Source organism: Flavobacterium anhuiense, from assembly GCF_050990855.1.
GTDB lineage: Bacteria > Bacteroidota > Bacteroidia > Flavobacteriales > Flavobacteriaceae > Flavobacterium > Flavobacterium anhuiense_C.
The window spans coordinates 1,830,302-1,854,333 of record NZ_CP158861.1; the positions used below are offsets into that span (position 1 = coordinate 1,830,302).

The 24,032-nt window shown below is 33.5% G+C and carries 24 protein-coding genes; 11 read left to right on the forward strand and 13 right to left on the reverse strand.

Translation table 11 applies throughout. The annotated features are described in order from the left end of the window. Window positions 1-12: 12 nt before the first annotated feature. A complete protein-coding gene (locus tag ABTV69_RS08135; protein WP_433835264.1) occupies window positions 13-1,419 on the reverse strand; it encodes a DUF4403 family protein in 1,407 nt (468 codons plus the stop codon). Between the two features lie 180 nt (window positions 1,420-1,599). Here ABTV69_RS08135 and ABTV69_RS08140 point away from each other — a divergent pair, with 180 nt between their 5' ends. From ABTV69_RS08140 to tsaB, 7 genes are all read left to right on the forward strand, one after another. Continuing rightward, window positions 1,600-2,301, forward strand: coding sequence for an ABC transporter ATP-binding protein (locus ABTV69_RS08140; protein WP_433835266.1), 702 nt, complete (start codon window positions 1,600-1,602; stop codon window positions 2,299-2,301). Beyond that, entirely contained in the window at window positions 2,294-3,538 is a 1,245-nt protein-coding gene (locus ABTV69_RS08145; RefSeq protein ID WP_433835268.1) for an ABC transporter permease, read from the forward strand. Before ABTV69_RS08140 ends, ABTV69_RS08145 begins: the two co-directional genes overlap by 8 nt. Before the next feature lie 2 nt (window positions 3,539-3,540). Then, complete coding sequence (locus ABTV69_RS08150; RefSeq protein ID WP_433835270.1) at window positions 3,541-4,806, forward strand: ABC transporter permease; 1,266 nt, start codon at window positions 3,541-3,543, stop codon at window positions 4,804-4,806. A gap of 38 nt (window positions 4,807-4,844) precedes the next feature. Then, window positions 4,845-5,960 carry an efflux RND transporter periplasmic adaptor subunit gene (locus tag ABTV69_RS08155; protein WP_433835272.1) on the forward strand — a complete coding sequence of 372 codons (1,116 nt, stop codon included), beginning with the start codon at window positions 4,845-4,847 and terminating at the stop codon, window positions 5,958-5,960. A gap of 85 nt (window positions 5,961-6,045) precedes the next feature. After that, window positions 6,046-7,497: a TolC family protein gene (locus ABTV69_RS08160; protein WP_433835274.1), complete on the forward strand. Its 1,452-nt coding sequence runs from the start codon at window positions 6,046-6,048 to the stop codon at window positions 7,495-7,497. 6 nt (window positions 7,498-7,503) lie between these two features. Next, window positions 7,504-8,796 carry an efflux RND transporter periplasmic adaptor subunit gene (locus ABTV69_RS08165; RefSeq protein ID WP_433835276.1) on the forward strand — a complete coding sequence of 431 codons (1,293 nt, stop codon included), beginning with the start codon at window positions 7,504-7,506 and terminating at the stop codon, window positions 8,794-8,796. Between the two features lie 302 nt (window positions 8,797-9,098). Then, window positions 9,099-9,770, forward strand: a complete 672-nt coding sequence (gene tsaB / locus ABTV69_RS08170; protein ID WP_433835278.1) for a tRNA (adenosine(37)-N6)-threonylcarbamoyltransferase complex dimerization subunit type 1 TsaB — start codon at window positions 9,099-9,101, stop codon at window positions 9,768-9,770. 2 nt (window positions 9,771-9,772) lie between these two features. Here the strand turns inward: tsaB and ABTV69_RS08175 are convergent, their stop codons facing one another. The 3 genes from ABTV69_RS08175 to ABTV69_RS08185 form a co-directional block, all read right to left on the reverse strand. Continuing rightward, on the reverse strand, window positions 9,773-10,585 hold the full coding sequence (locus tag ABTV69_RS08175) for a mechanosensitive ion channel family protein (RefSeq protein WP_433835280.1): 813 nt from the start codon (window positions 10,583-10,585) through the stop codon (window positions 9,773-9,775). Between the two features lie 88 nt (window positions 10,586-10,673). Further along, window positions 10,674-11,081: a YtxH domain-containing protein gene (locus tag ABTV69_RS08180; protein ID WP_433835282.1), complete on the reverse strand. Its 408-nt coding sequence runs from the start codon at window positions 11,079-11,081 to the stop codon at window positions 10,674-10,676. Between the two features lie 144 nt (window positions 11,082-11,225). After that, window positions 11,226-12,125 (reverse strand): NifU family protein, encoded by a 900-nt coding sequence (locus tag ABTV69_RS08185; protein ID WP_433835284.1) that lies wholly within the window; start codon window positions 12,123-12,125, stop codon window positions 11,226-11,228. A gap of 143 nt (window positions 12,126-12,268) precedes the next feature. Between ABTV69_RS08185 and ABTV69_RS08190 the strand changes: the two genes are divergently transcribed. Then, a complete protein-coding gene (locus ABTV69_RS08190) occupies window positions 12,269-13,258 on the forward strand; it encodes a PorP/SprF family type IX secretion system membrane protein (RefSeq protein ID WP_433835286.1) in 990 nt (329 codons plus the stop codon). Window positions 13,259-13,269: 11 nt separating this feature from the next. Further along, complete coding sequence (locus ABTV69_RS08195; RefSeq protein ID WP_433835288.1) at window positions 13,270-13,785, forward strand: gamma carbonic anhydrase family protein; 516 nt, start codon at window positions 13,270-13,272, stop codon at window positions 13,783-13,785. A gap of 101 nt (window positions 13,786-13,886) precedes the next feature. Here ABTV69_RS08195 and ABTV69_RS08200 read toward each other — a convergent pair whose 3' ends face one another. From ABTV69_RS08200 to ABTV69_RS08225, 6 genes are all read right to left on the reverse strand, one after another. Continuing rightward, window positions 13,887-14,600 (reverse strand): LytR/AlgR family response regulator transcription factor, encoded by a 714-nt coding sequence (locus tag ABTV69_RS08200; RefSeq protein ID WP_433835290.1) that lies wholly within the window; start codon window positions 14,598-14,600, stop codon window positions 13,887-13,889. Window positions 14,601-14,706: 106 nt separating this feature from the next. Continuing rightward, window positions 14,707-15,417 (reverse strand): intradiol ring-cleavage dioxygenase, encoded by a 711-nt coding sequence (locus tag ABTV69_RS08205; protein ID WP_433835292.1) that lies wholly within the window; start codon window positions 15,415-15,417, stop codon window positions 14,707-14,709. Window positions 15,418-15,429: 12 nt separating this feature from the next. Next, window positions 15,430-16,545: a sensor histidine kinase gene (locus tag ABTV69_RS08210; protein ID WP_433835294.1), complete on the reverse strand. Its 1,116-nt coding sequence runs from the start codon at window positions 16,543-16,545 to the stop codon at window positions 15,430-15,432. Then, window positions 16,546-16,872 (reverse strand): DUF4907 domain-containing protein, encoded by a 327-nt coding sequence (locus ABTV69_RS08215; RefSeq protein WP_433835296.1) that lies wholly within the window; start codon window positions 16,870-16,872, stop codon window positions 16,546-16,548. It lies immediately after the preceding gene. After that, a complete protein-coding gene (locus ABTV69_RS08220) occupies window positions 16,862-17,869 on the reverse strand; it encodes a Kelch repeat-containing protein (RefSeq protein ID WP_433835298.1) in 1,008 nt (335 codons plus the stop codon). The genes ABTV69_RS08215 and ABTV69_RS08220 overlap by 11 nt, the downstream gene beginning before the upstream one ends. A gap of 14 nt (window positions 17,870-17,883) precedes the next feature. Next, window positions 17,884-18,723: a DUF6268 family outer membrane beta-barrel protein gene (locus ABTV69_RS08225; protein ID WP_433835300.1), complete on the reverse strand. Its 840-nt coding sequence runs from the start codon at window positions 18,721-18,723 to the stop codon at window positions 17,884-17,886. A gap of 231 nt (window positions 18,724-18,954) precedes the next feature. On the opposite strand from ABTV69_RS08225, the gene ABTV69_RS08230 reads away from it, so the two are divergent. Both ABTV69_RS08230 and ABTV69_RS08235 read left to right on the forward strand, forming a co-directional pair. Then, window positions 18,955-20,283 (forward strand): DUF4270 family protein, encoded by a 1,329-nt coding sequence (locus ABTV69_RS08230; protein WP_433835302.1) that lies wholly within the window; start codon window positions 18,955-18,957, stop codon window positions 20,281-20,283. Further along, the gene (locus tag ABTV69_RS08235; protein WP_433835304.1) at window positions 20,284-21,519 is read left to right on the forward strand and encodes an aromatic hydrocarbon degradation protein; all 1,236 of its coding nucleotides are present in this window, start codon (window positions 20,284-20,286) and stop codon (window positions 21,517-21,519) included. A 4-nt stretch (window positions 21,520-21,523) separates the two neighbouring features. Here ABTV69_RS08235 and murI read toward each other — a convergent pair whose 3' ends face one another. The 3 genes from murI to ABTV69_RS08250 all read right to left on the reverse strand — a co-directional run bounded on the left by murI (window position 21,524) and on the right by ABTV69_RS08250 (window position 24,003). Continuing rightward, entirely contained in the window at window positions 21,524-22,300 is a 777-nt protein-coding gene (gene murI, locus ABTV69_RS08240; RefSeq protein WP_433835306.1) for a glutamate racemase, read from the reverse strand. Window positions 22,301-22,450: 150 nt separating this feature from the next. Then, window positions 22,451-22,954 (reverse strand): OmpH family outer membrane protein, encoded by a 504-nt coding sequence (locus ABTV69_RS08245; protein WP_198854446.1) that lies wholly within the window; start codon window positions 22,952-22,954, stop codon window positions 22,451-22,453. 14 nt (window positions 22,955-22,968) lie between these two features. Further along, window positions 22,969-24,003 carry an OmpH family outer membrane protein gene (locus tag ABTV69_RS08250; RefSeq protein WP_433835309.1) on the reverse strand — a complete coding sequence of 345 codons (1,035 nt, stop codon included), beginning with the start codon at window positions 24,001-24,003 and terminating at the stop codon, window positions 22,969-22,971. Window positions 24,004-24,032 lie beyond the last annotated feature (29 nt).

Here is a 24,032-nt window from a genome sequence, read left to right on the forward strand (position 1 = left end):
CACTGCTTTTTTTTATTTAAGTCCGTTTACCGAAACATTTACCGTTCCGTTTATTTTGATGAAAGCGATAATGGCTTGATTGGTTAGTTGTATTTTGTCAAACTGAATGTCTTCCATTTTTCCGTTTACAAATACTCCAGGCATTGGAGAATAATTCTTTAAATAGCCTGCCATGCTTTTTTTGCCTTCTTCCAAATTCGGCTGAATAGAGTAGCGGCAACTTTCTTCCATTTTTCTCAAAATATAGCCTTGCGCAAGCCAGTTTGCGGTTCTCATCAACTTGCTTTTGGTATCTAAAACATAATCTAGTTTGTCAAAATAAATTTCTTTTGTCTGTGGATTGTATTGCGGAAAACCATTCAAATAAAGTGTTCCGTTTATAGATCCTAAAACGTCTAGTGCAATAACCATTTTTCCGTCTTTGTGCCAGATCGAAACATTTTTTACAGTTACTTTTTTGCCGCCTGAACCAAATTCCTGACCAGCAAAATTTTTGGTCATAATCTTAGAAGCGTCCACATAACTTGAAATCGCGGCAATATTAGCGGCAATCTGATTTGGAATTTTAGCAACAGGCTTTAGAACAATTTTGCTTGCGCTATACTTAGATTCTGGCTGTTTTCCGACAATAGTTTCCATGTTGCATTTCATACCCATGTCAAGCAAGAAAGAATCGTTTTTAAGTTTGGCGTTTGTAGAGTAAATTTCGATAGGAACAATTCTCAACCAACTTTCATATGTATCGCTCATTTGAAACGGAGTACATATTTTTTCAACCGCTTGCAAAACGTTAGGTTTGAAATCCATTGATTTTTCAATTGCTTCGTCTATTTTCTTTTCCAATTTGCTTTTAAAAATAGAAATCGCAGGATTTATTAAATAAGTAATTGGCATGTTTTTGCCGAAGACAGTCATTGTTGGACTTTCACTCCAATCCAAAGATTTAAATTCTGTTTTTGTAGTTAGTTTCCAATTGGTTAAAGCAGTTTCGCTAGATAAAGTTATAATTCCGTTGAGATTAAATTCTCTAACGTCGTACAGTTCTACACCCAGTTTTTTTGTGCCTATTCGATATTTAATATTTGCTTTTAGCGGTAAAATTGTTCTGATTCTTTTATCAGGATTTGATGGATCATTTTGAATTTTAATTGGAGCCTGTTTCCAGATTTTCATTTCAATATCATCATCTTCGATATTGTTATCTTCATAAATTAAGCCAGTAAGCAGAGCATTTGTTTGATTCTCAATATCATTTAGTTTTATTGTAATAGGTAGATTGATAAATGAAGGGCTACTATCATAAACCAGCGGACTAGCATCGTCTGGTTCTGGTTTTAATGTTTCTAATTTTTGAGATGAAGAACAGCTTGTTAATACGGCAAGCACCGAAAACACTGAAATAATAGAGGTGAGTTTCATTTTAGTATGAATTTTTATACAAGGTAAAAGTATAAAAACATTCATATTTTATAAAAAAAAGTGTAACAATAAGTATAAAAGCAAGTCTAATACAAAATAGGTAACTCAAATTATTAACTTTTTATTATCATAAAATACTTAATAAAAAGGTTATTATTGTCTAAAAAATTTAACAATACCATGATTGAAATTAAAGATTTACATAAATCCTATAAAATGGGGAGTTCAAAATTACATGTATTAAAAGGAATTAATTTTAATATAGAAGAAGGAGAATTAGTTGCAATCATGGGGTCATCAGGTTCAGGTAAATCAACACTTCTTAATATTTTGGGAATTTTGGATGAAGCCGATTCTGGAAGTTATATTTTAGACAAAACGCCAATCAAGAAATTAAACGAAACCCTTGCTTCAAAATATCGAAACAAATTTTTAGGTTTTGTTTTTCAGTCTTTTAACTTAATTAATTACAAAAATGCATTGGATAATGTTGCAATGCCACTGTATTATCAGGGTATTAAAAGAAAGGAACGTTACGAGATAGCAATGAAATATTTGGAGAAAGTAGGTTTGGGTTCGCATGCTCATCATTTGCCTAACGAGCTTTCTGGAGGTCAGAAACAGCGTGTTGCAATTGCAAGAGCATTGGCTTCGAATCCGAAAGTTTTGCTTGCTGATGAGCCTACAGGAGCGCTTGACACCAAAACATCTTATGAGGTTATGGAGCTTATTCAAGGAATTAATGATGAAGGAAAAACAATTTTGATTGTTACACACGAACCTGATATTGCTGCAATGTGCAAAAGAAATGTAGTCCTAAAAGATGGACTAATTATCGATGATAAAAAAGTAGAACAAGTTAGAGCTTCATCTTATGTTTAATATTGAACGTTGGCAGGAAATATTTGAAGGCATTTCTAAAAACCGTTTAAGAACATTCTTAACGGGAATTTCTGTGGCATCTGGAATTTTTATCCTTGTGATTTTGCTGGGTGCTGGTAAAGGACTTCAAAATGGAATTGAAAGGTCTTTCGAACGAGATGCAGCAGGGCTTATTGAAGTTTGGTCTGGAACGACAACAAAGGCGTACAAAGGTTTGAATTCTGGAAGACAAATTCAGTTGAGAAATAGTGACTATTCGCAATCTGTTCAAAAATTTGAAGATAAATTAGATTTGCGTTCTGCTTCATATAATTTTTGGGGTGGTACTATTTCTTATGGTAAAGAATCTGCAAGTTATCAATTCAGAGGAGTAGATCCTGATCATGGTTCAGTAGAAAACCTTACAGTTGTTCAAGGCCGATTTATAAATAGTAACGATTTGGCTAACAATGAAAAAGTAGCAGCAATTGGGATGAAAGTAAAAACAGATTTGTTTAAAGATAAGGACCCTTTAGGAAAAGAGATTTTAATTAATAATGTCAATTTTAAAGTAGTGGGTGTTTTCACAGATCCTGGAGGAGAAAGAGAAGAATCCAGAGCGTATTTACCTAGAACTACAGTGCAAAGAGCTTTTGGGGGAGGTGATAAAATTAGTTATATGTCTTTTAACTTAAAGAAAACAAAGGATTATGACGAAGCTTTAGCAGAATCAGAAAAATTTACTCAAGATGTTAAGGCTCTACTTAAAAGTAAAAATATGGTAGCGCCAGATGATGATAGCGGAATTGGGGCGTATAATTCAGTAAAAGATGCAAAGCAATTTTATGATTTAAATCTGTATATAAGACTTTTCTTTTGGTGGGTAGGTATTTGTACTATTATCGCTGGGGTTGTTGGAGTTAGTAATATCATGTTGATTATAGTGAAAGAACGAACAAAAGAAATTGGAATTAGAAAAGCATTAGGTGCTTCGCCATTTTCAATTATCTCAATGATTTTGCATGAGTCGATTTTTATTACCACTATTGCTGGTTTTGTTGGTCTGCTTGCTAGTTTGTTATTGTTAGAAACAGTTGGGCCAATGGTTCAGAGTGAATATTTTGTAAATCCTACGGTTGATTTTGGAGTGGCTTTAACTACGCTTGTTCTTCTTGTTTTTGCTGGTGCTTTGGCAGGCTTTTTTCCAGCTTATAGAGCAGCCAAAATTAAACCTATTGTAGCACTTAGAGACGAATAATTATGTTTAGTAAAGATAATTGGGATGAAATTTTACAGGCTTTAACAGCCAACGTTTTTAGAACGGTGCTAACTGCATTTGGAGTATTTTGGGGTATTTTTATCTTAGTTATTTTACTTGCAGCAGGAAAAGGTTTGGAAAATGGTATAAAAAAAGGATTTGACGGAATTGCTACAAATACTATGTTTATGTGGAGTCAAACCACATCAAAAGCATACAAAGGATTGCCAAAGACACGTCGTTATGATTTTAGAAACAGCGATGTAGCAGCTTTAAAAGAAGCATTGCCAGATTTATTATACGTTTCTCCAAGAAATCAATTAGGAGATTTTAACGGAAGCAATAACGTTGTTAGAGGGACAAAAACGTCGGCATTTACAATTTATGGCGATTATCCGGAATTGATTAAACAACAGCCAATGGATATCGTTAAAGGCCGATTTGTGAATCAGCAGGATATTTTAGAAAAAAGAAAAGTCTGCGTTATTGGTAATGGTGTTATCAGTGAATTATACGGCAGAGAAGAAGAGGCTGTTGGAACTTATATAAAAATAAACAGCATCAATTTTATGGTTGTAGGAATTTATAAATCCAAACAACAAGGAGGAAATGCTGAACAAGAACAAAAAAATATTTTCATTCCGTTTACTACTTTTCAGCAAGCATTTAATTATGGAGATAAAGTAGGTTGGATGGCACTAACGGCAAAAGACGAGACATCAATAACAGATTTAAAACCTAAAATTTTAGAATTAATAAAAGCGTTGCATTCCATAAATCCAGCTGACGATAGAGCAGTAGGAAATTTTGATTTGTATGAGCAGTTCAATAAAGTGCAGAGTTTGTTTAATATTTTAAATTTCATTGCCTTTTTTGTTGGGACATTAGTTTTAATTTCAGGAGTAATTGGAATTTCTAATATTATGCTAATTGTGGTGAAGGAGCGTACAAAAGAAATTGGAATTAGAAGAGCTTTAGGAGCTACGCCAGCAGCTATACGCGGACAAATTTTAGCAGAATCTATATTTTTAACTATCATATCAGGAATGTTTGGAATTGCAGTTGCTACGGGTATTATCGCTCTTTTAAATAAGGCTTTAGATTCAATGCCTCCAGACAGTAATACCATGTTTGCAAACCCTAGTGTAGATTTAGGAGTTGTATTTGTTGCTTTGTTGATATTGGTTGGAGCCGGTTTGCTTGCCGGATTCATACCTGCTCAAACAGCGATAAATGTAAAACCTATAGATGCATTAAGAACAGAATAAATTATCAATCAAAATAAATCGATTAAACCAAAAACAAAATGAAAAAAGGAGTAACCGTTACCATTTTAATATTTATTGCAATTGTTTTTTTTGGCGCGCTTTACTATTTGTATGCTAAAAATCAAGAATCGCCGATTGTATTTAAAACGGAAAAAGCAGAGATTAAAACTATCGTAAAGAATACTATTGCGACAGGAAATATTCAGCCTGATGAAGAGGTTTTAATCAAACCAAATATCTCAGGTATTATTGAAGAAGTGTACATTAAAGCTGGGGAAAAAATCAAAGCAGGTGATATGATTGCTAAAATTAGAGTTGTAGCAAACGTTTCTAATGTGAGTAGTTCTCAAAATCAGGTTACGACAGCTAAAATTGCTTTAGATAATCAGGAAAAGCTTTATAAAAGACAAAAAACATTGTTTGAAAAAGATGTAATTTCTGCAAATGATTTTGATGCGGCTCAAGTAGCATACAATCAGGCTAAACAAACTTATTTGGCTGCGAAACAAGGATTGGATATTGTTAAAACAGGAACAACTTCTTCTTTAGGGAGTTATGCTAATACTTTAATTCGCTCTACAGTGAACGGGATGGTTTTGGATGTTCCTGTAAAAGTGGGTAATCAGGTAATTGAAAGTAATAACTTTAATGAAGGAACTACAATTGCAAGCGTTGCAGATGTTGGAAGAATGATTTTTGTTGGAAAAATTGATGAATCTGAGGTTGGGAAAATTAAAGAGAAAATGCCAATTGAAATTACAATTGGAGCGATCGAAAATAAAAAGTTTGATGCAGTCTTAAATTATATTGCGCCAAAAGGAGTTACAGAAAACGGTGCAATCCAGTTTGAAATTAAAGCGCAAATGGTCAACAGGGATGATACTTTTATTAGAGCAGGATTAAGTGCCAATGCTTCTATTATTTTGGAGAAAGCAGAGAAAGTTTTGGCAATAAAAGAATCTTTGGTTCAATTTGACAAAAAAACGCAAAAGCCTTATGTAGAAGTTGAAAATGCTCCACAAAAATTTCAAAGAAGGGATTTGGTTCTTGGAGTAAGCGACGGAATCTACGTTCAAGTTAAAAGTGGTATAAAAGATTCAGATAAAATTAAAATTTGGAATCAGGGCTTGATTACTGAAGGAGAGAAAAAATAATTTAATTTGAGAGTTTAAGGATCTTTTTGGTTTTAAAAATGTTAAATTTGCGTAGTTCGGTTTACTGCGCTTTCATTAAAAGTATATGAAAATAAACAAATATAATAGTCTGTTATTTGCAATGTTATTCGGTTTCGGATTAACTGGACAGGCGCAAACAAAAAAATGGACTTTGGAAGAGTGTGTTAGATATGCACTTGAAAATAATATCACGATTAAACAATCGGAATTGGATTTAAAAAATGCCGCTATAGATAAAAAAGTAGCATTTGGCAATTATCTCCCATCTGTAAACGGAAGTGCTTCTCACTCTTGGAATATTGGTTTGAACCAGGATGTTACAACCGGTATTTTACGTAACTCAACTACGCAATATTCTTCTGTAGGATTAAATGCTGGAGTAGATATCTACAAAGGTCTTCAGAATCAAAATAATTTAAGAAAAGCAAAATTAACAATTGTGGCTTCGCAATACCAATTGCTAAAAATGCAAGAAGATATTTCTTTAAATGTTGCCAGCGCGTTTTTGCAGATTTTATCCAACAAAGAGGATTTAAAAGTTAAAAAAGAACAGTTGTCAATTGATGAAAAGAGATTTGCGCGTTCTGAAGAAATGGTAAACGCAGGAACTATTCCCCGTGGAGATTTGTTTGATTTGAAGGCAACTGTTGCAACAGACAAACAAAATATTGCCGTTTCTGAAAACAATTTATTGATTTCTAAATTGAGTTTGGCGCAGCTTTTACAATTAAAAGAATTTGCAGATTTTGACGTAGTTGACGATACAAATGTGATGGATGAAAATAACATCCTAGCTCAAAGTCCGATTGAAATCTATAATAAAGCCAAAGAAACAAGAACAGAGCTAAAATTAGCGCAAGCAAATCTTGAAATTGCAGAGAAAAATGTTGCTATTGCAAAAGGTGCTTATCAGCCAACTTTGAGCGCTTTCTATAGCTTTAATACCAGAGCAAGTTATTCTGATGTTATAACAGGAACAACACCAAATACGGCAAATCCAACCTCTCAAATCGGATTTGTTGAAGGAACTAATCAAGCGGTTTTACAAAATAATTATGTTCCTGTTTTAGGAAAAGCAGATCCTATTATGGATCAGTTTAATGATAATAAAGGACAATCTTTCGGATTTCAATTGAATGTTCCGATCTTCAATGGTTTTTCTGTTAAGAATAATGTAGAACGAAATAAAGTAAGTTTAGAGAAATCTAAAATAGATTTAGAGCAAAAAAGTTTAGATTTGCAACGTAACGTTTACACTGCTTTTACAGATGCAAGAGGAGCTTTAAATACTTACGAATCTTCTACTGTAACTTTAGAAGCAAGACAACAGGCTTACAATTATGCAAAAGAAAAGTATGATGTTGGTTTAATGAACTCGTTCGATTTCACACAAGCTCAAACATTATTGACTAATGCGCAGTCTGATGTAATCAGAACAAAATACGATTACATGTTTAAAATTAAAATATTAGAGTTTTATTTCGGAATTCCAATTGTTCCAATTATTACAAAATAATTCATTATGTCAAAAAAAACTGTTTATTTCTTAGTTGGCGGTGTGCTAATACTTATCGTTGCTTTAATCGCTCTTAAAAATGGCGGAGTAATAGGAAATAAAGATGAAGGGAAAGAAGTTGAAATAGCCACTGTAAAGGCTTCAACAATTGTTGAAACCGTTTCTGCAACAGGTAAAATCCAGCCCGAAATAGAAGTGAAAATTTCTCCTGAAGTCTCAGGTGAAATTATTCTTCTTAACGTAAAAGAAGGCCAAGTGGTTAAAAAAGGTGATTTATTAGTTAAAATTAATCCCGATTTATATACTTCTAGTTATAATCGTTCTCTTTCAAATTTATCAGGTTCTAAAGCAGGACTGACACAGTCGGAAGCTAGTTTTAAAGAAGCAAAAGCAAACTATGAAAGAAACAAAACATTATACGACAAAGGTGTAATTTCAAGATCAGATTGGGATAAAGCAATTGCATCATTTGAAGTTGCTAAGGCTACAAAACAAAATTCTTATTATAATGTTCAGAGTGCATCGGCTTCTGTAAATGAAGCTCGAGACAATTTAGGGCGTACAACAATTTATTCTCCAGCAGATGGAACAATTTCTGTATTAAATGTAGAATTAGGAGAAAGAGTTTTAGGAACGCAACAAATGGCAGGAACAGAGCTTTTGCGTGTGGCTAACCTGAATAATATGGAAGTTGAAGTTGATGTCAATGAAAATGACATTGTAAAAATTAAAATTGGAGATGAAGCCAATGTTGAAGTTGACGCTTACTTAAAAAAGAAATTTAAAGGTGTTGTAACTAGCATTTCAAATTCTGCGAGTACAACTTTGACTTCAGATCAGGTAACGAATTTTAAAGTTAAGGTTCGTATTGTGAAAGATTCATATCAAGATTTATTAGAAGGAAAGCCAAGCACATATTCTCCTTTTAGACCTGGAATGACAGCGACAGTTGATATTATTACAACAACCAAAAACAATGTTTTGGCAGTGCCAATTAGTTCTGTTGTAGTAAAATCAGATACTACGGCTGTAAAAGATTTTAAAGTTGATGACCCAAATGAAGATAAAAAAGCAGCTCCAAAAAGCGATAAAAAATTCGAATGTGTTTTTGTCAAAGTTGGAGACAAAGCTAAAATTAGAGTTATTAAAACTGGAATCCAAGACGATACTAACATTGAAGTAATGTCTGGTCTAAAATCTGGGGATGTTGTTATAACAGGTCCATATACGACAGTTTCTAAAGAACTAAATTCTGGAGATAAAGTAAAGCTTAAAAAAGCAGAAGCTCCAAAGAAATAATTTAATTTTTATAATTATGATTTCATTATGCGGAAGTCCGCCAGAGGGATTTTTTCAGCTTATAGGTGTAAGCTTAATTATAACAATTGTGTTTCTTAGTTTTACCCATTATAAGGTTTATAAAACAGATTATTACAATGAAGAATATGTTTATTTTTCATCTGGCAAAAAGGTTTTACTTTATTTATTGTTTTTAGCTATAAATTTATGTGTTTTACCTTTGCTGCTTTTGATATCTGTCTTTCTCTATGCAAGAGTTCTTAAGTAAAATATTTAATAATTAATTTTTAAAACTACACATTTTGTCTTTTATTCTCAATATCGAAACGGCTACTAAAAATTGTTCTGTATCTATAGCAAAAAATGGTCAGATGATTGTTTGCAGTGAATTGGCAGATGAAGGCTATTCGCATGCCGAAAAACTTCATGTCTTTATTGAAGAAGCAATAGCAAAAGCAGGAATAACGGCACATGATTTAAAAGCGGTTGCCGTAAGTCAAGGGCCAGGATCGTATACTGGTTTGAGAATTGGCGTTTCGGCTGCAAAAGGGTTGTGCTATGCTTTAAATATTCCGTTAATTGCTGTTGATACCTTGCAGACTCTAGCATCTCAGGCAGAAGTTACAGATGGAAAAATTATACCGATGCTGGACGCGCGTCGTATGGAAGTGTATAGCGCTATTTTTAATTCAGATTTGACCGTTGAGAGAGCGATTCAAGCTGAAATTATTGACGAAAATTCATTTCAAGCATATACAGACAAACTTTATTTTGTTGGTGATTGTGCTGATAAATGCAAACCTGTTTTGACTAAAGAAAATTTTGTGTTTTTAGAAAATGTAAAATATCCTTCAGCGAAAGCAATGAGTAAAATCAGTTTTGATAAGTATCAAAAAAGCGACACTGTAGATGTCGCTTATTTTGAGCCTTATTATTTAAAAGATTTTATGATTGCTCCTCCAAAAAAACAATAATATTATTTCTGAATAGTATACGGTTGAACTGCAATTCCAGCCTCATCCAAAGCTATTTTGCAATTCTCTAATGTTTCAGAGAAAACCGATCCATAATTAGCATTTTTCGCCCAAGGACGAACCGCAAAATCAATAGAACTAGCAGATAAATTTTTTACAAAAACTTCTGGTGCGGGAGCTTTTAGGATTTTTGGGTTTTTAGTTAAAACATCTAAAAGTATATCTTTAGCTTTTTTGATGTCAGAATCGTACGAAATAGAAAAAGTCAGATCGGCTCTTCTTTCTCCTTGCATCGAATAATTGATAATGTTTCCATTAGACAAAGCTCCATTTGGAACAAAAACCGTTTGATTGTTTCCGGTAAGCATTTTGGTTACAAAGATTTGAATTTCAAGAACTGTTGCAATAACTCCTTGCGCTTCAATAGTATCACCAACTTTAAATGGTTTGAAAACAATAATAAGCATTCCGCCGGCAAAATTAGAAAGTGATCCTTGCAATGATAAACCAACAGCAAGGCCCATTGCTCCTAAAATAGCTACGAAAGAAGAAGTTTCGATTCCTAATTTAGAAATAAAGGTTACAAATAATAAAATTCGTAAAGCCCACAATAAAATATCAGCTAAAAATTTTGTCAATGTAGGATCAAGATTTCGCTGAATCATTATTTTTCTAATAATTCGATTAATCAATCTGATGGCATACAAACCAACAAATAAGATTAAAAATGCAGAAATCAGTTTTGGTGAATAATCAACTAAAATGTCAACAAAACGAGTAACGTATTTACTGACTTGTTCTGGGTTCAGGTTCATGATTTTAAAAATAAAAAAAACCTTCTCAAAAGAGAAGGTGTATTAGTGTTGCAAATATAAAAATATTTACATTATCAGAAAAGTGTGTTTATGCCTTATCAATAGTATCGCCTGCTATTTCTTCTACTTCTGCTATCGGTTTTTCGCTTTCATCGACAACGGTTTCAGAAATAGTTTCCGGTACCTCATTATTTAAAGAAGCTGTTCTTTCTTTAACAGAATCCACAACGTCATTTGCCACCTTAGCCACTTTATCAGCATATTCGCTTACGGTATCTTTTGCTTTTTCAGCATAATCTGCTGCTTGGTCGATTATAGGTTCTGAAACTTCTTTTACTTTTTCAATTGTTTCTTCTGCAAAAGCTTCAGCTTTTTCGATATACGGTGCTGCAGTTTCTTTTGCTTGTTCAAAAGTGGTTTCGGCATTATGAGCCAATTCAGTTACAGATTCTTTGGTTGAGCCAAATAAATTTTTAAAAAATGAAGATAATCCCATGGTTTTTAATTAATTGGTTAAGATTACAATATTAATTAATTTTATAGAATTACTCGTTTTTTTTAATGGTAAATAATTGATAACTAATGGTTAATGATAAAAAAAAGCGCCTCAAAGAGACGCTTTCAATTGAGGTTTTTAAAATTAAGCATTTACCGCTTCTACTTTTATCGCTTCATCATTTAGCATGCTTTTTAGCATATTTTCGATACCGCTTTTAAGAGTAAAAGTAGATGATGGGCAACCACTGCAAGCACCTTGCAATAGCACTTTTACCGTTTTGTCATCTTCATTATAAGATTCGAAAGCAATGTTTCCGCCATCAGCAGCTACAGCTGGTTTTACATATTCTTCCAAGATGTTGATGATCTGCTGAGAAGTCACATCCAATTTGTCAAAAGCTTCGTCTTTTGCTGCATCGTTTTTAGTTGCTGTTTGGATTAAGCTTTCATCTAAAACAGTTCCTCCATTTTCTATAAATTGTTTAATGAAAGTTCTAAGTTCTAAAGTGATTTCGTCCCAGTTATTGATTTCATATTTTGTAACAGAGATATAATTTTCGTCAATAAAAACCTCTTTCACATAAGGGAATTTGAATAATTCCTGAGCTAGTGGAGAAGAAGCAGTCTGGTCGATATTTTTATATTCTACAGCTGTACGGGTTAGCATTCTGCTGACCACAAACTTTAAAGCAGATGGGTTTGGAGTTGTTTCTCCGTAAACCGTGATAGGCTGTTTTTTTGCTTTTGTTTCATCAATTTTAATGATAACACCACCTTTGTCAACAAAAGCGCTAATTTGCTCTGCAACTGCATCTTTTACATCGTCCCAATCAACAATGCTGTATCTTTCGATAGCAATGAAATTTCCAGAGATATAAACGGTTTTAACAAACGGTAAGTAGAATAATTGTTGCGCTAGAGGCGAAGCTTGTGCTTCGTCAATATTTTTGAATTCAAAGTTTTGATTTTGAGTAATAAAATCATCAAATTCAAACTTTAAAATAGTTGGATTTTGGGTCTCTTTTATAGTGATTTTAGTCATGATTATATATTTTTTGCAAATTTACTAAAGTTATTTTCTACTAATGGCTATATTTGATTTTTTAATGAAATAATTAAGACTCTTTTCAAATAAATCGTGTTAAATTGCAAGAGTGAAAATTATAGGGAAACAAAATTGTCTTTATGAAATTTAAAATCAAGGTTTTATTAATTTTTCTCATTACTGCTTTTCACTCTTATTCGCAAGAGGGACTACCTGTTTATTCCGATTATTTGTCTGACAATTATTATTTGATTCACCCTTCAATGGCTGGTGCAGCCAATTGTGCCAAGATTAGATTGACCGCCAGAAAGCAATGGTTCGGAGAAGAAGAGGCGCCGTCACTTCAGACCTTGAGTTTTAACGGAAGAATTGGTGAACGTTCTGGGGCTGGTATAATTCTTTTTAACGATAAAAATGGCTATCATTCTCAAAAAGGGGTGAAATTGACATACGCACATCATATCATGTTTTCGAGAGACGAACTAGATCTAAATCAGTTGTCTTTTGGAATTAGCGGAGGCTTAATTCAAAGTCAGTTGGACGAAACCAAATTTGGTGGAACTTTTGATCCAATTGTTTTTGGACAGATTCAGAAAGATTCTTATTTCAATGTTGATGTTGGAGCATCATACAATTATCTAGATTTCTACGCACATGCAACAGTTCAAGGATTGTTAGAAACTAGAAGAGAATTATATACCGATTACGAAAGTGATAACCTTAGAAAGTTTTTATTGAGCGCGGGTTATGTATTTGGTAAAAACAGCAGTTGGACTTGGGAGCCTTCTATTCTTTTTCAGCTGTTTGACCAAACCAAGGCAAAAACACTCGATTTGAATATGAAAGCCTACAAAAGCATGGATTTTGGAAGTCTATGGGCGGCTTTGTCTTATAGAAGAGGTTTTGATGGCGCACAGTATGTTTCGGGAACAGGAGTGTCGTCTCAAAGGTTGCAATATTTCACACCTATTGTTGGAGTTAATTTTAAGAATTTTATGTTTGCTTATACCTACACTCAGCTAATGGGAGATGTTAAGTTTGACACAGGTGGGTTTCATCAAATTACTTTAGGAATTAATTTATTCTGCAAAAAAGAACGTTACGACTGTAATTGTCCTGCAGTTAACTAAAAAATATTTTTATGCTGATTAAATCTGTAAACGGAAAATCGCCTCAGATTCCAGAGGATTGCTATGTTGCCGAAAATGCTACTATTGTAGGAGATGTTACTTTTGGAGCGTCTTGCAGTGTTTGGTTTAATGCGGTTGTGAGAGGTGATGTTCATTTTATTAAAATCGGAAATAAAGTAAACATTCAGGATGGTGCCGTAATTCATTGCACCTATCAAAAACATCCAACAATTATAGGAAATAATGTTTCAATCGGGCACAATGCAATTGTACATGGCTGTACGATTCATGATAATGTTTTGATCGGAATGGGGGCAATTGTGATGGATAACTGTGTAGTAGAAAGCAATGCTATTATTGCTGCTGGGGCTGTTGTAACTCAAAATACAGTTGTAGCTTCAGGAAGCATTTATGCAGGAGTTCCTGCCAAAAAGGTAAAGGACATCGATCAGTCTGATTTTGCAGGTGAGATTGAACGTATTTCGAATAATTACGTCATGTATTCGAGTTGGTTCAAAAACGAATAATAGATATTGCAACAAAAGGAAAATTCAAAAAATAAAATTTCAAATTCCAAATAGATCAGACGTTTGGAATTTGGAATTTTTTTATTGGAACTTTCGAAAAATTAGAGGTTGATTTTTTCGAAGAAAGTATTTTTATAGCTTTCGCTAATTGGAATTCTTTTATCGCTTATTAAAACCTTGTTTTTTTGAATTGATTTTACGTGTTTAATGTTAATGATATACGATCTATGAATTCTTGCGAAACCTTTGCTAGAGAGCAAATTTTCAAGTTTGATCAAGCTGATTAACGTCAACGTAAATTTATTGTCTGTTGTGTAGATTTTGACATAATCTTTTAAGCCTTCGATGAATAGAATATCAGCAAAATTCAATTTTACATTTTCATATTCAGCTCGTACAAACATAAAATCCTGTTCGATTTCAGGAGTATTGTTGTTTTCTGCAGTTATTGGATTTGCTGCGGGCTGTAAAACTTGTTGTGCTCTTACAACCGCTTTTAAAAAACGATGAAACGGAATTGGTTTTACTAAATAATCGACTGCGCCAAGATTAAATCCTTCTACGGCATAATCAGAATAAGCCGTTGTAAAAATAACTAAAGGTTTTTTTTCTATTGTATTTAAAAAATCAATTCCAGAAAAATGAGGCATTTGAATGTCAAGAAAAACCAAATCAACATTATTCTGGTTGATAAATGAAACAGCATCAATGGCATTATTGAAAGTGCTAATCAACTCCAGAGTATCTACTTTTTTGACAAAATCCTGTAATAATTCTACAGCTAAAGGTTCGTCATCAATAATTACACATTTCATCTTTTCTCAATTAATTTTTTAAAATTTTATTTCGCATTCAAAAGTAGTTTGAAACCAGTAAATTAAGTTTTAAAATTTTCATAAAATACTGGTTAACTAATCAAAATTATGCGTTAACAGTTATGGTTTTCGTCAATGTAAAACCATCTGTCAAGTTACCAGTTATGGTTGCCAACTCATCAGCTAAACTATCAGCAAAAACATTGTCTTTTGTGTTTGCTGTATCAGCTTGTCCGTGTGCGGCATAATTGGTGCTTGAATATACTGCGCTAGAAATGGTTTCTGGAAAGGCAATCTGTGTTACCAACAAAGAACTGCCTGAACTTGATAATACTTCTACATGTATATGCGGTGCTCTTCCTTGGTACCAACCAGGATAAATTGAAATAAAGGAAACTTCTCCACTAGTATTTGAAGTTTGTCTTCCTCTCAGGAAATGAACAGAAGTATAATCTGTCTGTTGCATTTGAGTGCCGCCATATTCAGAATAATTTCCATCTTTATCGCAATGCCAAACATCTACTAAAACTCCCGAAAGAGGCTCGCAATTGTTATTCTTGTTTTCGATTTTTAAATTAATTAACAAAGCAATTCCAATACGGTCAGATTTGATGTTTTCTAAAACCAGCTGACTTGGCGTTTTGATAGGAAAAGGACCTTTTGTTTCTGATGGAGAAACCGTGCAGCTTCCGTTTCCAGAATTGGTTGTGTCAGTCTCTTCATTGTCGCTTTTAGAACAAGATTCTAAAAATTTTGAAGCTGTTGCCAATGAAGCAATGCCCAAAATACCATTTCGGATAAATTTTTTTCTGTCCATAATCAGTTTTGTCTAATGTATTGCGGTTTTAATTTCGTCTAACTTTAAATTCAAATGAACTCGATAATATTCACTATCCTGAGTGATGGTTAGTTCGTGTGCGTTCGGGTATAAAAGATCTAGACGGTTTTGAATATTTACCAATCCAATTCCTGAGTTTTCAGGATCTTTTACATAATTCTCAATAGTGTTTTCAATCCAGAAGTCTAAATTATGATCTGTAATGAGAATCTTGATTTTTACGTGAGCAGCGCCTTTGTAATCGGTTCCGTATTTAAAGGCATTTTCGACAAAAGAAATCAATAATAAAGGCTCAATAAACTTGTTTCTAGTGTCGCCATGCACATTAATTACAATGTCTTCAATATTGTTTAAACGAAGTTTTTGCAACTCGATATAATTCTGGATATAATTGACTTCTTTTTCTAAAGCCACCGTTTTGTTGTCTGTCTCATACAACATGTAGCGCATAAGCTCAGACAAGGTTACGATGGCATCAGGGACCAAATCAGATTTTTTGTGTGCCAGAGAATAAATACTGTTTAGAGAATTAAATAAAAAATGCGGATTGGTTTGTTTACGCAAATAGATTAATTCAGTATTTGTTCTATGTGTTTCGGCAATCAGCTTATTTTGCTGATTATTATAAAATTCAGTTAGTGTTCTAATAATTGCAGAGATTGTAATGATCAGAATATAAAAAAACGATGGGCCAATTTTAAAGAAAAGGGGCTGTTTCATCTCAATTCTCTGATGCATTCTTCCTCCCTCTGGAAAAAAGTGAGGACCATGGGGGATAGTGCTAGGAGGAACTATGTTTTCTGGTCTTAAATGTCTAAATTCTGGAATAAAGTAAGTTAGCCTAATAATCATAAACAAAGCAATTAAGCCAAATGCAAACGTAAAATATAGCCAGTATTTTTTTTGCAGCAGGTAATTGGGAACCAAATAAAAATAGTTTAGATAAAACAAAACAATTCCCGTTATCCATTGGACATAAAAATCATTGTTGATCTTGAACGGACTTTCGTAAAATTGAATTAAAGAAGTCAAAATAAAGAAAAGCCATATTGCACAATGGAATAATATTTTGTTGTTGCCTGTATTTTTAATGGTATCTATCTGCATTTACAATTTTATTTTTAATAAAATTAATTCATTTTTGGTTACCGTTGGAGATAAGTTTTGTTTGAGTTTTTGCTTTACAAGACCCGCAACCTTTAAGGCGTCGTCTTCTGTTTGAAAACTTTTAGTATCACTTATGACAGGAATAACCGACTGTTTAATCAAAACTTTTTCTTTGTAGGCAATTGTGTATCCCCAACCCGAATTTGTTTTAAAAGAAGCAGTTATTAGCGCATCTTTTTTTGAGCAAGCAATAAAAAGAAGAAGAATAAAAAAGATCAAATACTTCTGAATGTTACTCCAGAAGTATTGTTTGTTATTAATTATCATCGTCACTTTGTTCCTCTAAAGGTTTAAATTCCCAAGCGTCATCAAAGTAAGTAGAACTTAATCTTCCTAACATATAGAATCCACGGTTATTGATGGCGAAACCTACTGCATCAGTTCTTGTAGCGCCTTCCATTGGGGTTCTTTCTACCCAGATATCAGTTGTTGGATTGTATTCCCAAACCGTTTTTATGTTTTCACCTCCAACAACATATCCTAAACCATTCATGGCAAAACTAGAAGCATTAGAACGCACAATAGCATAATCGTCGTTAAAGCTGTAACTGTCATCGGTATCTTTGTCAATATCTCTTTTTCTCGTCCATACATCTGTTGATGGATCAAATTCCCAGAAATCTTCCTGATAAACGCCATTATTTACACCCGTTACTAAATACGCCTTATCAGCAATTGTAAAAACAGTCGCGTTACGTCTCTTGTTTCCGCTGAACCCATTTACTAGAGTCCAAGTATTGGCTGCATCATCGTACTGATAAAAATCTTTCAAATAATTTCCGTCATAACCGGTTCCAAAATATGCTTTACCGCCAACTTGAAAACCTACAGCGGCATAACGTGCAGTTCCAGCAAAATCTGTTTTCTGAGTCCAACTGTTTGCAGAAGGATCATATTGGTAAAAATCTTTCAGTTTGTTTGTTCCGTCATAACCAAGGCCAACATATCCTTTTTCGTTTAATGCAAAGCTAGAAGCAGAACTTCTTCCGATACCGCCAAAATCTGCTTTTTGTTCCCAATAATCTCCGTTTGAGTTATAAGCCCATAAATCTTTTAAATAAACATCTCCTGTATAACCGCCAACTACATAAGCATAATCTCCGATAACGAAACTTGTAGCACTAGATCTTGCAGGGCCATCAAAGGCTGATTTTTTAATCCAGTTTCCCATCAACTCGTCATCATCATTATCATTGCTGCAGCTTATCAAAAAGAGGCTTGAAAAAAGCGCTGTGAATAAAATTCCTTTTTTTAGATTAATCATAGTGTATTTAATATTTATTGTTTGTATTTGATCCCTATTCCTAGAACGTAACCATTGCCGGTATTATAGTCGTATGTTTTATGGTCACTACTGTTTAGTAAATTGTATTTTTTGTTAAAATCGTAGCCTGCTTTAAAATCTAAAAACCAATTGCCGCCAACATTTCTTTCATATTCTAAAGCCAATGTCATTTGTGATAAAACTGCTTTTTCAGCATTTTTGTCTGTGTCCGTTTCGTTTAAATGATAAAAATTCCCATTAAAACTATTGGTAAAGCTGAATTGATTTCGATCATTATTGGAATAAGAAATTCTTGAGTCTGGGAATCCAACTCTAAAATTGGTTTTCTCATTCATTTTATAATCTAAAGCAACAATCGGGGTGAATTTTGGTGCTCCAAAAATCGATGTTCTGCCCGCTCCAACGATTACATTTAGTTTACTGCTCAATTCCTGGCTTATTGTGAAACTTCCTAAGACTGTAACATCTGAAAAATCCAATTTGCTTTGGAAATTTGCTGTAGGAACAATAGATAGTCGCCATTTTGTTTTTTCTGATAATTCAGATGAATATTCAAACTTGTCTTGAACTTGGTTGAATTTGTCTTGGTCCGCATAAAAATTATAAGGATTGAATTCGTAATTCACCTTCAGGCTAGAATATTCTAACGTGTTCGCTATTTTGTTTTTTGTTCCTAGTTTCTTCTGATAAAAAAGAGCCATGTTTGTTTCGCTAAAATTTATCTTGTCAGTAGGCTCTGTTTTGAAATTTACAGTGGCACTAAAATTTTCCTGAGCTTTTAAACCTAAAAATGAAATCAAAAAAAGAGAACAAATTAAAAACCTTACTTTCATTATTTATTTTATTGGTTCAAAATTAGATGGATGAAGCCCTTAAAAAAAAGAAGATATATGTATGACGTTTTTTGATAGACAAAATCACTGTTTTTAAGGTCGAATTAAAATTTGAGAACAGAATTCAGATTATAGATTGTTTTGTACAATTTGTAGCTTAAAAAAGCGTGGTAGTATATGTTATGGTGTGTTGCCAAAGTGTGCAATTTATATTTGTTCAAAAATTAAATTATGCGCAAGTTTATATTGATACTGCTTTTTGCACTTACCTTATTTTCATGTGGTACAGATACAGATACTGGAGAATTTACTGTTGGGTCAGATTATTTGGCTTTAAGCAATAAAGTAATCTTGATCGATACCGTTACAGTTGAAATGTCAACCATCAATTTTGATTCGCTGGTAACTTCAAATAAAAGTAGAATCTTGGTCGGGAATTATGACGATCCGATCTTCGGAAAAGTTAAGTCAGATAGTTATTTTCAGCTTTCTGGAGCTTCCTATGCTTTAAATAGTACGAGTTCAGATACCGAGGCTGTAAATTATGTTTTTGATTCAATTTCGATGATTCTCAAATATGATAAATATTATTATGGGGATACAACACAAGTTCAAACATTTGACATTCATCGTTTGCTTCAAAAAGTTAAGCCTAATACAGACGATAGTAATTTTTATAACAATTCTAGTTTAAGTTATAGTGCTGAAAGCTTGGGAAAGATATCTTTTATACCAAGGCCAAAACAAAAGGACTCTATCAATATTAAAATGGATAAAGAATTCGGTGAAGCGCTTTTTCAGAAAATAAAAAAAAGAGAAATTACAGATTTTGACAGTTTTACAGAATATTTAAAAGGCCTTGTTTTAGTTCCAGAAACCTCCAATTCTTCCAACATAATTGGATTTAGTGCTGGAACTAGTAAGGTCAGGTTGTATTATTCAAAATATATGGCCGATGAAGATGAGGTGTCTTATGTTCTTGATTTTACAATTGCAGACAAAACAAAGCAATTTAATTCTATTTCTTTAAATAAAACAGGAACCTTATTGCAGAATTTGCCCATTTCGAGTAGTAATTTGTCAAGTAATTTGACCAATAATCAAGGATATATCCAATCTGGAACTGGAGTAGCCTGTCGAATAGAATTTCCTAATATTAAGCAGTTTAAAAATATTTCGACCAATGGGGCGATTGTAAATGCAGAGCTGTTTTTAAAGCCTGTAAATAATTCTTATTCGGAGAAATACCCGCTAGCAGATTCTCTGTCGGTTTATGTAGGGGATAACTTAAATCGAATAAGCGGAACTTTAGTAAATTCTGCAGGAACTACTGTTTATGGACTATTAAATAAAAAAAGTGATGAGTTTAATGAGAATGTTGGCTATACAATTCCTGTTGGAGCTTTTCTTCAGAAGGAAATGATTAAGGCTGCCGATTCTAGATCATCTCTTATTTTGACGTTGCCTGGAATTTCCAAATCTGTTGACCGACTTATTTTAGGCAATCAAAAGCACGCGAATAATAAAATTCAGCTCAAAATTTATTACATCTCTTACTAAATGAAAAATAAAATTGTTTTATGGAGTTGCTTCCTATTAATGTCGCTAACTTCTTTTTCTCAAAGTATCTCAAGTTCGCCATATTCGCTTTATGGCGTAGGAAGTTTGTATGATTCTGATTTTGGTTATTTGCCTTCGATTGGTGGTTCTGGAATTGCATTGCCTTCAGATACTTTTATCAATAATTTAAATCCTGCCTCTTTAGGGCTTATATATCAAAATCACTTTCTCTTTGATATTGGAGGGAAAGCTATTGAGACAACTTATCAGAGCAGCAATCGTTCAGAAAAACGAAATAATTTTCAATTTTCTCATTTAGCTTTCGCTTTTCCGGTAACTAAAAATTCTGGTTTTAGTTTGGCGCTTCGTCCCTATTCTAGTTCAGTATTCAAAATATCTAATTTAAAGCTCCCCATTGCCGATAGCCAAGAATATTATTATGTAACCGCACAAGGATCAGGAGGTTTGAATAATTTGGATTTTTCATACGGTTATAGATTTGGAAAAAAATTGACGATAGGAGCAACTGGAACGGTACTTTTTGGAAATACGGTTGATGATCGTGCTTTTTTAATCTCGAACGCAATTACCACCATACATAAGAAAACAGATTATAGTGGGGTGCGCGCAACACTAGGCGCTCAGTTCAAAATAGATTCGACTTTTACAGTTGGGACGACCGTTAAAGTTCCAGCAAAAATAAACGCTTCAAAGCTGCAGACCGTAAGCAGTATTGCAGATGAAGTAGTGTCTTCTATAGAAACGGACAAAGTCACACCTACAGAGGATTATTATATGCCTCTCGAACTTGGTTTTGGAGTTAGTAAACGATTTAAAAACAATCTCAATCTAACTTTTGATTACGAGAAAAGTTTTTGGAAAGACACAAATCAGTCTGATTTGTATGGCGAATTTGTAAATCAGGATCGCTTTGCCCTTGGTTTTACTTATAGTGCAAAAAAGAATGTTAGAAAATATTGGGATAGAGTAGGATATGCGGCAGGTGTGAATTTTGATAACGGTTATCTAGAAGTCGACAAACAACGTGTTAATAATGCCTCTGTTTCTATTGGATTAAATTTGCCCATTGAAAACACATTTTCGTCACTCAATATTTCTTATTCTTATGGGCAGAAAGGGAGAATTGCGAACGATCTAATAAAAGAGAATTACCATAAAATATCACTCAATTTATCGTTGGACGGAATTTGGTTCGTCAAGCGAAAGTTTGAATAATAATCTAAAAGTCTTTCTGTATAACGGGATATTTGTATTCCAAAATTGACTCTAAAACCTTCGGGTTGGAGTTAACATAAAATACCGGATCATGGTCTCCACTTTCAGAAAAACCAACTTTATCGCGAAGCAGATTTTTTGTCTGACGTGCAACAGCTTCTCCCGAATCTATTATTTTAATATGGTCTGGGAGAATTTTTTTTATCTGAGGAATTAGATAAGGGTAGTGGCTGCATCCAAGAACCAAATAATCAATATTAGCCTCAATCATAGGTTGTAAGTAGGACTCCAACAACTGCGTCATTTCAGGCGAGTACAAATTACCATCTTCAATAAGCTGTACAAGTCCGTGGCCTACCTGTTCAATGATTTTAGTATTCTGAAACATCTCGGCAGTTTTATTAAATAACTCACTGTTAAGAGTTCCTTTTGTAGCTAGAATTCCGATTACTTGTGTTTGAGAATTATTTGCTGCAGGCTTAATGGCAGGCTCAATTCCAACAAACGGGACATCGTAATCTGCACGGAGTTCGAATATGGCATTTGTGGTTGCAGTATTGCAGGCAACAACAATTAATTTGCAATTATTCTCCAGTAAAAATTCTACATTTTTTTTACTTAAAGCAACAATCTCGTCTTTGCTTCTTTGGCCGTAAGGCGCATTTTTGCTGTCAGCCAGATAAATGGTTTTTTCATTTGGAAGAAGATCATGAATGGCGCTCCAAATGGAAGTTCCGCCAATACCAGAATCAAAAACGCCTATAGGATTATTGTTTGTCATAAAGCAAATTTAATATTTTTTAAATATAATTCGGTATTCTAAGTTAAGTCAAATCTTGAAATAATGCCAAAGATTACTTTTAATTTTTTGTAAAAAAAAACTGCTCAAATTGTATAAATTGAGCAGTTTAAATTATTGAGATTTAATTTCTTAGAATCCTAAATCTTTTTTAACGTCAGCAGTGATGTTTGGACCATCAGCTAATAATAAAGTAGAACCGTCTAAAACATATTGGAAACCTTTAGCTTTTCCAACTTTTTGGATAGAAGCTCTTACTTTTTCCATTAAAGGTTTTACGATATCAGTTTCTTTTTGTTGTAATTCTTTTTGAGCATTGTCTCTATAGTCAACAATTCTCTTTTGCATATCTTGAACTTCTTTAGAACGCTCTCCGTTTACAGCATCAGTTACCGTTGCAGCTTCAGCTTCGTACTTTTTGATTTTTACTTGATATTCATCAACCATTTTTTTGTATTCAGCATCGTATGTACCACTTAATTTTTGCAGTTGGTTTTGAGCATCTAGCATAGCAGGCATTTTCCCCATGATCTCGCTTACATCAACATGTGCTACCTTCGCTTGCGCGTTCATTGTGTTACTTGCTCCTAAAATAAGAATTGCAGCAATTAGTAAAGTTTTGATTTGTTTCATCATTTTTAAAATATTAATTAATTATTGGTCGTATTTGTTTTTTGCGTTTCGGCTTCTTTTGCTTTTTTAGCCGCTTCTCTTTCTTCTAAAATTTTCTTTCTTCTTTCTTCCAATTCCTTTTTACGCTGTTCGTAAAGTAATTGCCTTTCTTCTGCTTTGGTCATTGCTGGCTGTTCGCCTGCAGGTGTTTCTCCTGAAACAGGGGATGTGGTCTTAGCTGTAGAACCATTTGCAGCAGGACTAGCTGTTGTAGCAGCAGGAACTGCTGTTGATGTTGCTGTTCCAGAAACCGTGCCATTTTTCTTAGCTTCTCTTTCTTCCTGTAAAGCTTTTCTTCTGTCGTCGTATTCTTTTCTCTTAGCTTCTTGTTCTAATTTCCTGTCTTGAATTAGTTTTTCCCTAGCTGCTCTTTTCTCATCAAGTGCTTTTTGGCGATCGGCCATTGCTGGATTTTCGTCAATTGCATTTTCAATATTTTCCTTAGCCTCTTGCTCTTTCAATTGTTTTTTGGTCAGCTGCTCACGTTTTTCAGTACGGTTTAAAATTCTTAAAACCTGATCACTGATATCAAATCTTTTGTTGCTAAAAAGCATGGTAAGATCTGATGACTTGTCAAAAACAAAATCGTAATTTTTTGCTTCTGCGATATCTTGTACAGCAGTAAAAACCTGATCTTGAATCGGCTTTGCTAAAGCTGCTTTTTGTCGCATTAGATTTCCGTCAGAACCAAATTGCTTCTGCTGATAATCCATCATTTCTTGTTCAAGAAACTTAATTTCTGTTTCTCTTTCTTCTATTAATTCTTTTGTCAGTAAAGCTTTTTCTGTTTTTAAGCTTTCCTTCAAATTATTTATATTTAATTTTTTAGCCTCTACTTCTTGTTTCCACTTTTGAGCTTTTTGCTCTAATTGTGACTTAGCTTCTTTATAATCGGAAACATTTTCTAAAATATATTCCATGTCGATGTAGCCAATTCGAGTAGTCTTTCCTTGTGCCTGACTTGTATTTGCTACAATCAAGGCTAAAAATATAAATAAAAATTGTTTTCTCATAACATAACTTTATTTGATGATTTTTAACC

Coding starts and splice junctions, on each gene's coding strand:
- murI (WP_433835306.1), bottom strand. CDS start 22,300: ATGACAAACAATAATCCTATAGGCGTTTTTGATTCTGGTATTGGCGGA.
- ABTV69_RS08205 (WP_433835292.1), bottom strand. CDS start 15,417: ATGGACAGAAAAAAATTTATCCGAAATGGTATTTTGGGCATTGCTTCA.
- ABTV69_RS08190 (WP_433835286.1), top strand. CDS start 12,269: ATGAAATTTAAAATCAAGGTTTTATTAATTTTTCTCATTACTGCTTTT.
- ABTV69_RS08195 (WP_433835288.1), top strand. CDS start 13,270: ATGCTGATTAAATCTGTAAACGGAAAATCGCCTCAGATTCCAGAGGAT.
- ABTV69_RS08175 (WP_433835280.1), bottom strand. CDS start 10,585: ATGAACCTGAACCCAGAACAAGTCAGTAAATACGTTACTCGTTTTGTT.
- ABTV69_RS08155 (WP_433835272.1), top strand. CDS start 4,845: ATGAAAAAAGGAGTAACCGTTACCATTTTAATATTTATTGCAATTGTT.
- ABTV69_RS08220 (WP_433835298.1), bottom strand. CDS start 17,869: ATGATTAATCTAAAAAAAGGAATTTTATTCACAGCGCTTTTTTCAAGC.
- ABTV69_RS08215 (WP_433835296.1), bottom strand. CDS start 16,872: ATGATAATTAATAACAAACAATACTTCTGGAGTAACATTCAGAAGTAT.
- ABTV69_RS08250 (WP_433835309.1), bottom strand. CDS start 24,003: ATGAGAAAACAATTTTTATTTATATTTTTAGCCTTGATTGTAGCAAAT.
- ABTV69_RS08230 (WP_433835302.1), top strand. CDS start 18,955: ATGCGCAAGTTTATATTGATACTGCTTTTTGCACTTACCTTATTTTCA.
- ABTV69_RS08245 (WP_198854446.1), bottom strand. CDS start 22,954: ATGATGAAACAAATCAAAACTTTACTAATTGCTGCAATTCTTATTTTA.
- ABTV69_RS08140 (WP_433835266.1), top strand. CDS start 1,600: ATGATTGAAATTAAAGATTTACATAAATCCTATAAAATGGGGAGTTCA.
- ABTV69_RS08235 (WP_433835304.1), top strand. CDS start 20,284: ATGAAAAATAAAATTGTTTTATGGAGTTGCTTCCTATTAATGTCGCTA.
- ABTV69_RS08165 (WP_433835276.1), top strand. CDS start 7,504: ATGTCAAAAAAAACTGTTTATTTCTTAGTTGGCGGTGTGCTAATACTT.
- ABTV69_RS08135 (WP_433835264.1), bottom strand. CDS start 1,419: ATGAAACTCACCTCTATTATTTCAGTGTTTTCGGTGCTTGCCGTATTA.
- ABTV69_RS08210 (WP_433835294.1), bottom strand. CDS start 16,545: ATGCAGATAGATACCATTAAAAATACAGGCAACAACAAAATATTATTC.
- ABTV69_RS08145 (WP_433835268.1), top strand. CDS start 2,294: ATGTTTAATATTGAACGTTGGCAGGAAATATTTGAAGGCATTTCTAAA.
- ABTV69_RS08160 (WP_433835274.1), top strand. CDS start 6,046: ATGAAAATAAACAAATATAATAGTCTGTTATTTGCAATGTTATTCGGT.
- ABTV69_RS08180 (WP_433835282.1), bottom strand. CDS start 11,081: ATGGGATTATCTTCATTTTTTAAAAATTTATTTGGCTCAACCAAAGAA.
- ABTV69_RS08150 (WP_433835270.1), top strand. CDS start 3,541: ATGTTTAGTAAAGATAATTGGGATGAAATTTTACAGGCTTTAACAGCC.
- ABTV69_RS08225 (WP_433835300.1), bottom strand. CDS start 18,723: ATGAAAGTAAGGTTTTTAATTTGTTCTCTTTTTTTGATTTCATTTTTA.
- ABTV69_RS08185 (WP_433835284.1), bottom strand. CDS start 12,125: ATGACTAAAATCACTATAAAAGAGACCCAAAATCCAACTATTTTAAAG.
- ABTV69_RS08200 (WP_433835290.1), bottom strand. CDS start 14,600: ATGAAATGTGTAATTATTGATGACGAACCTTTAGCTGTAGAATTATTA.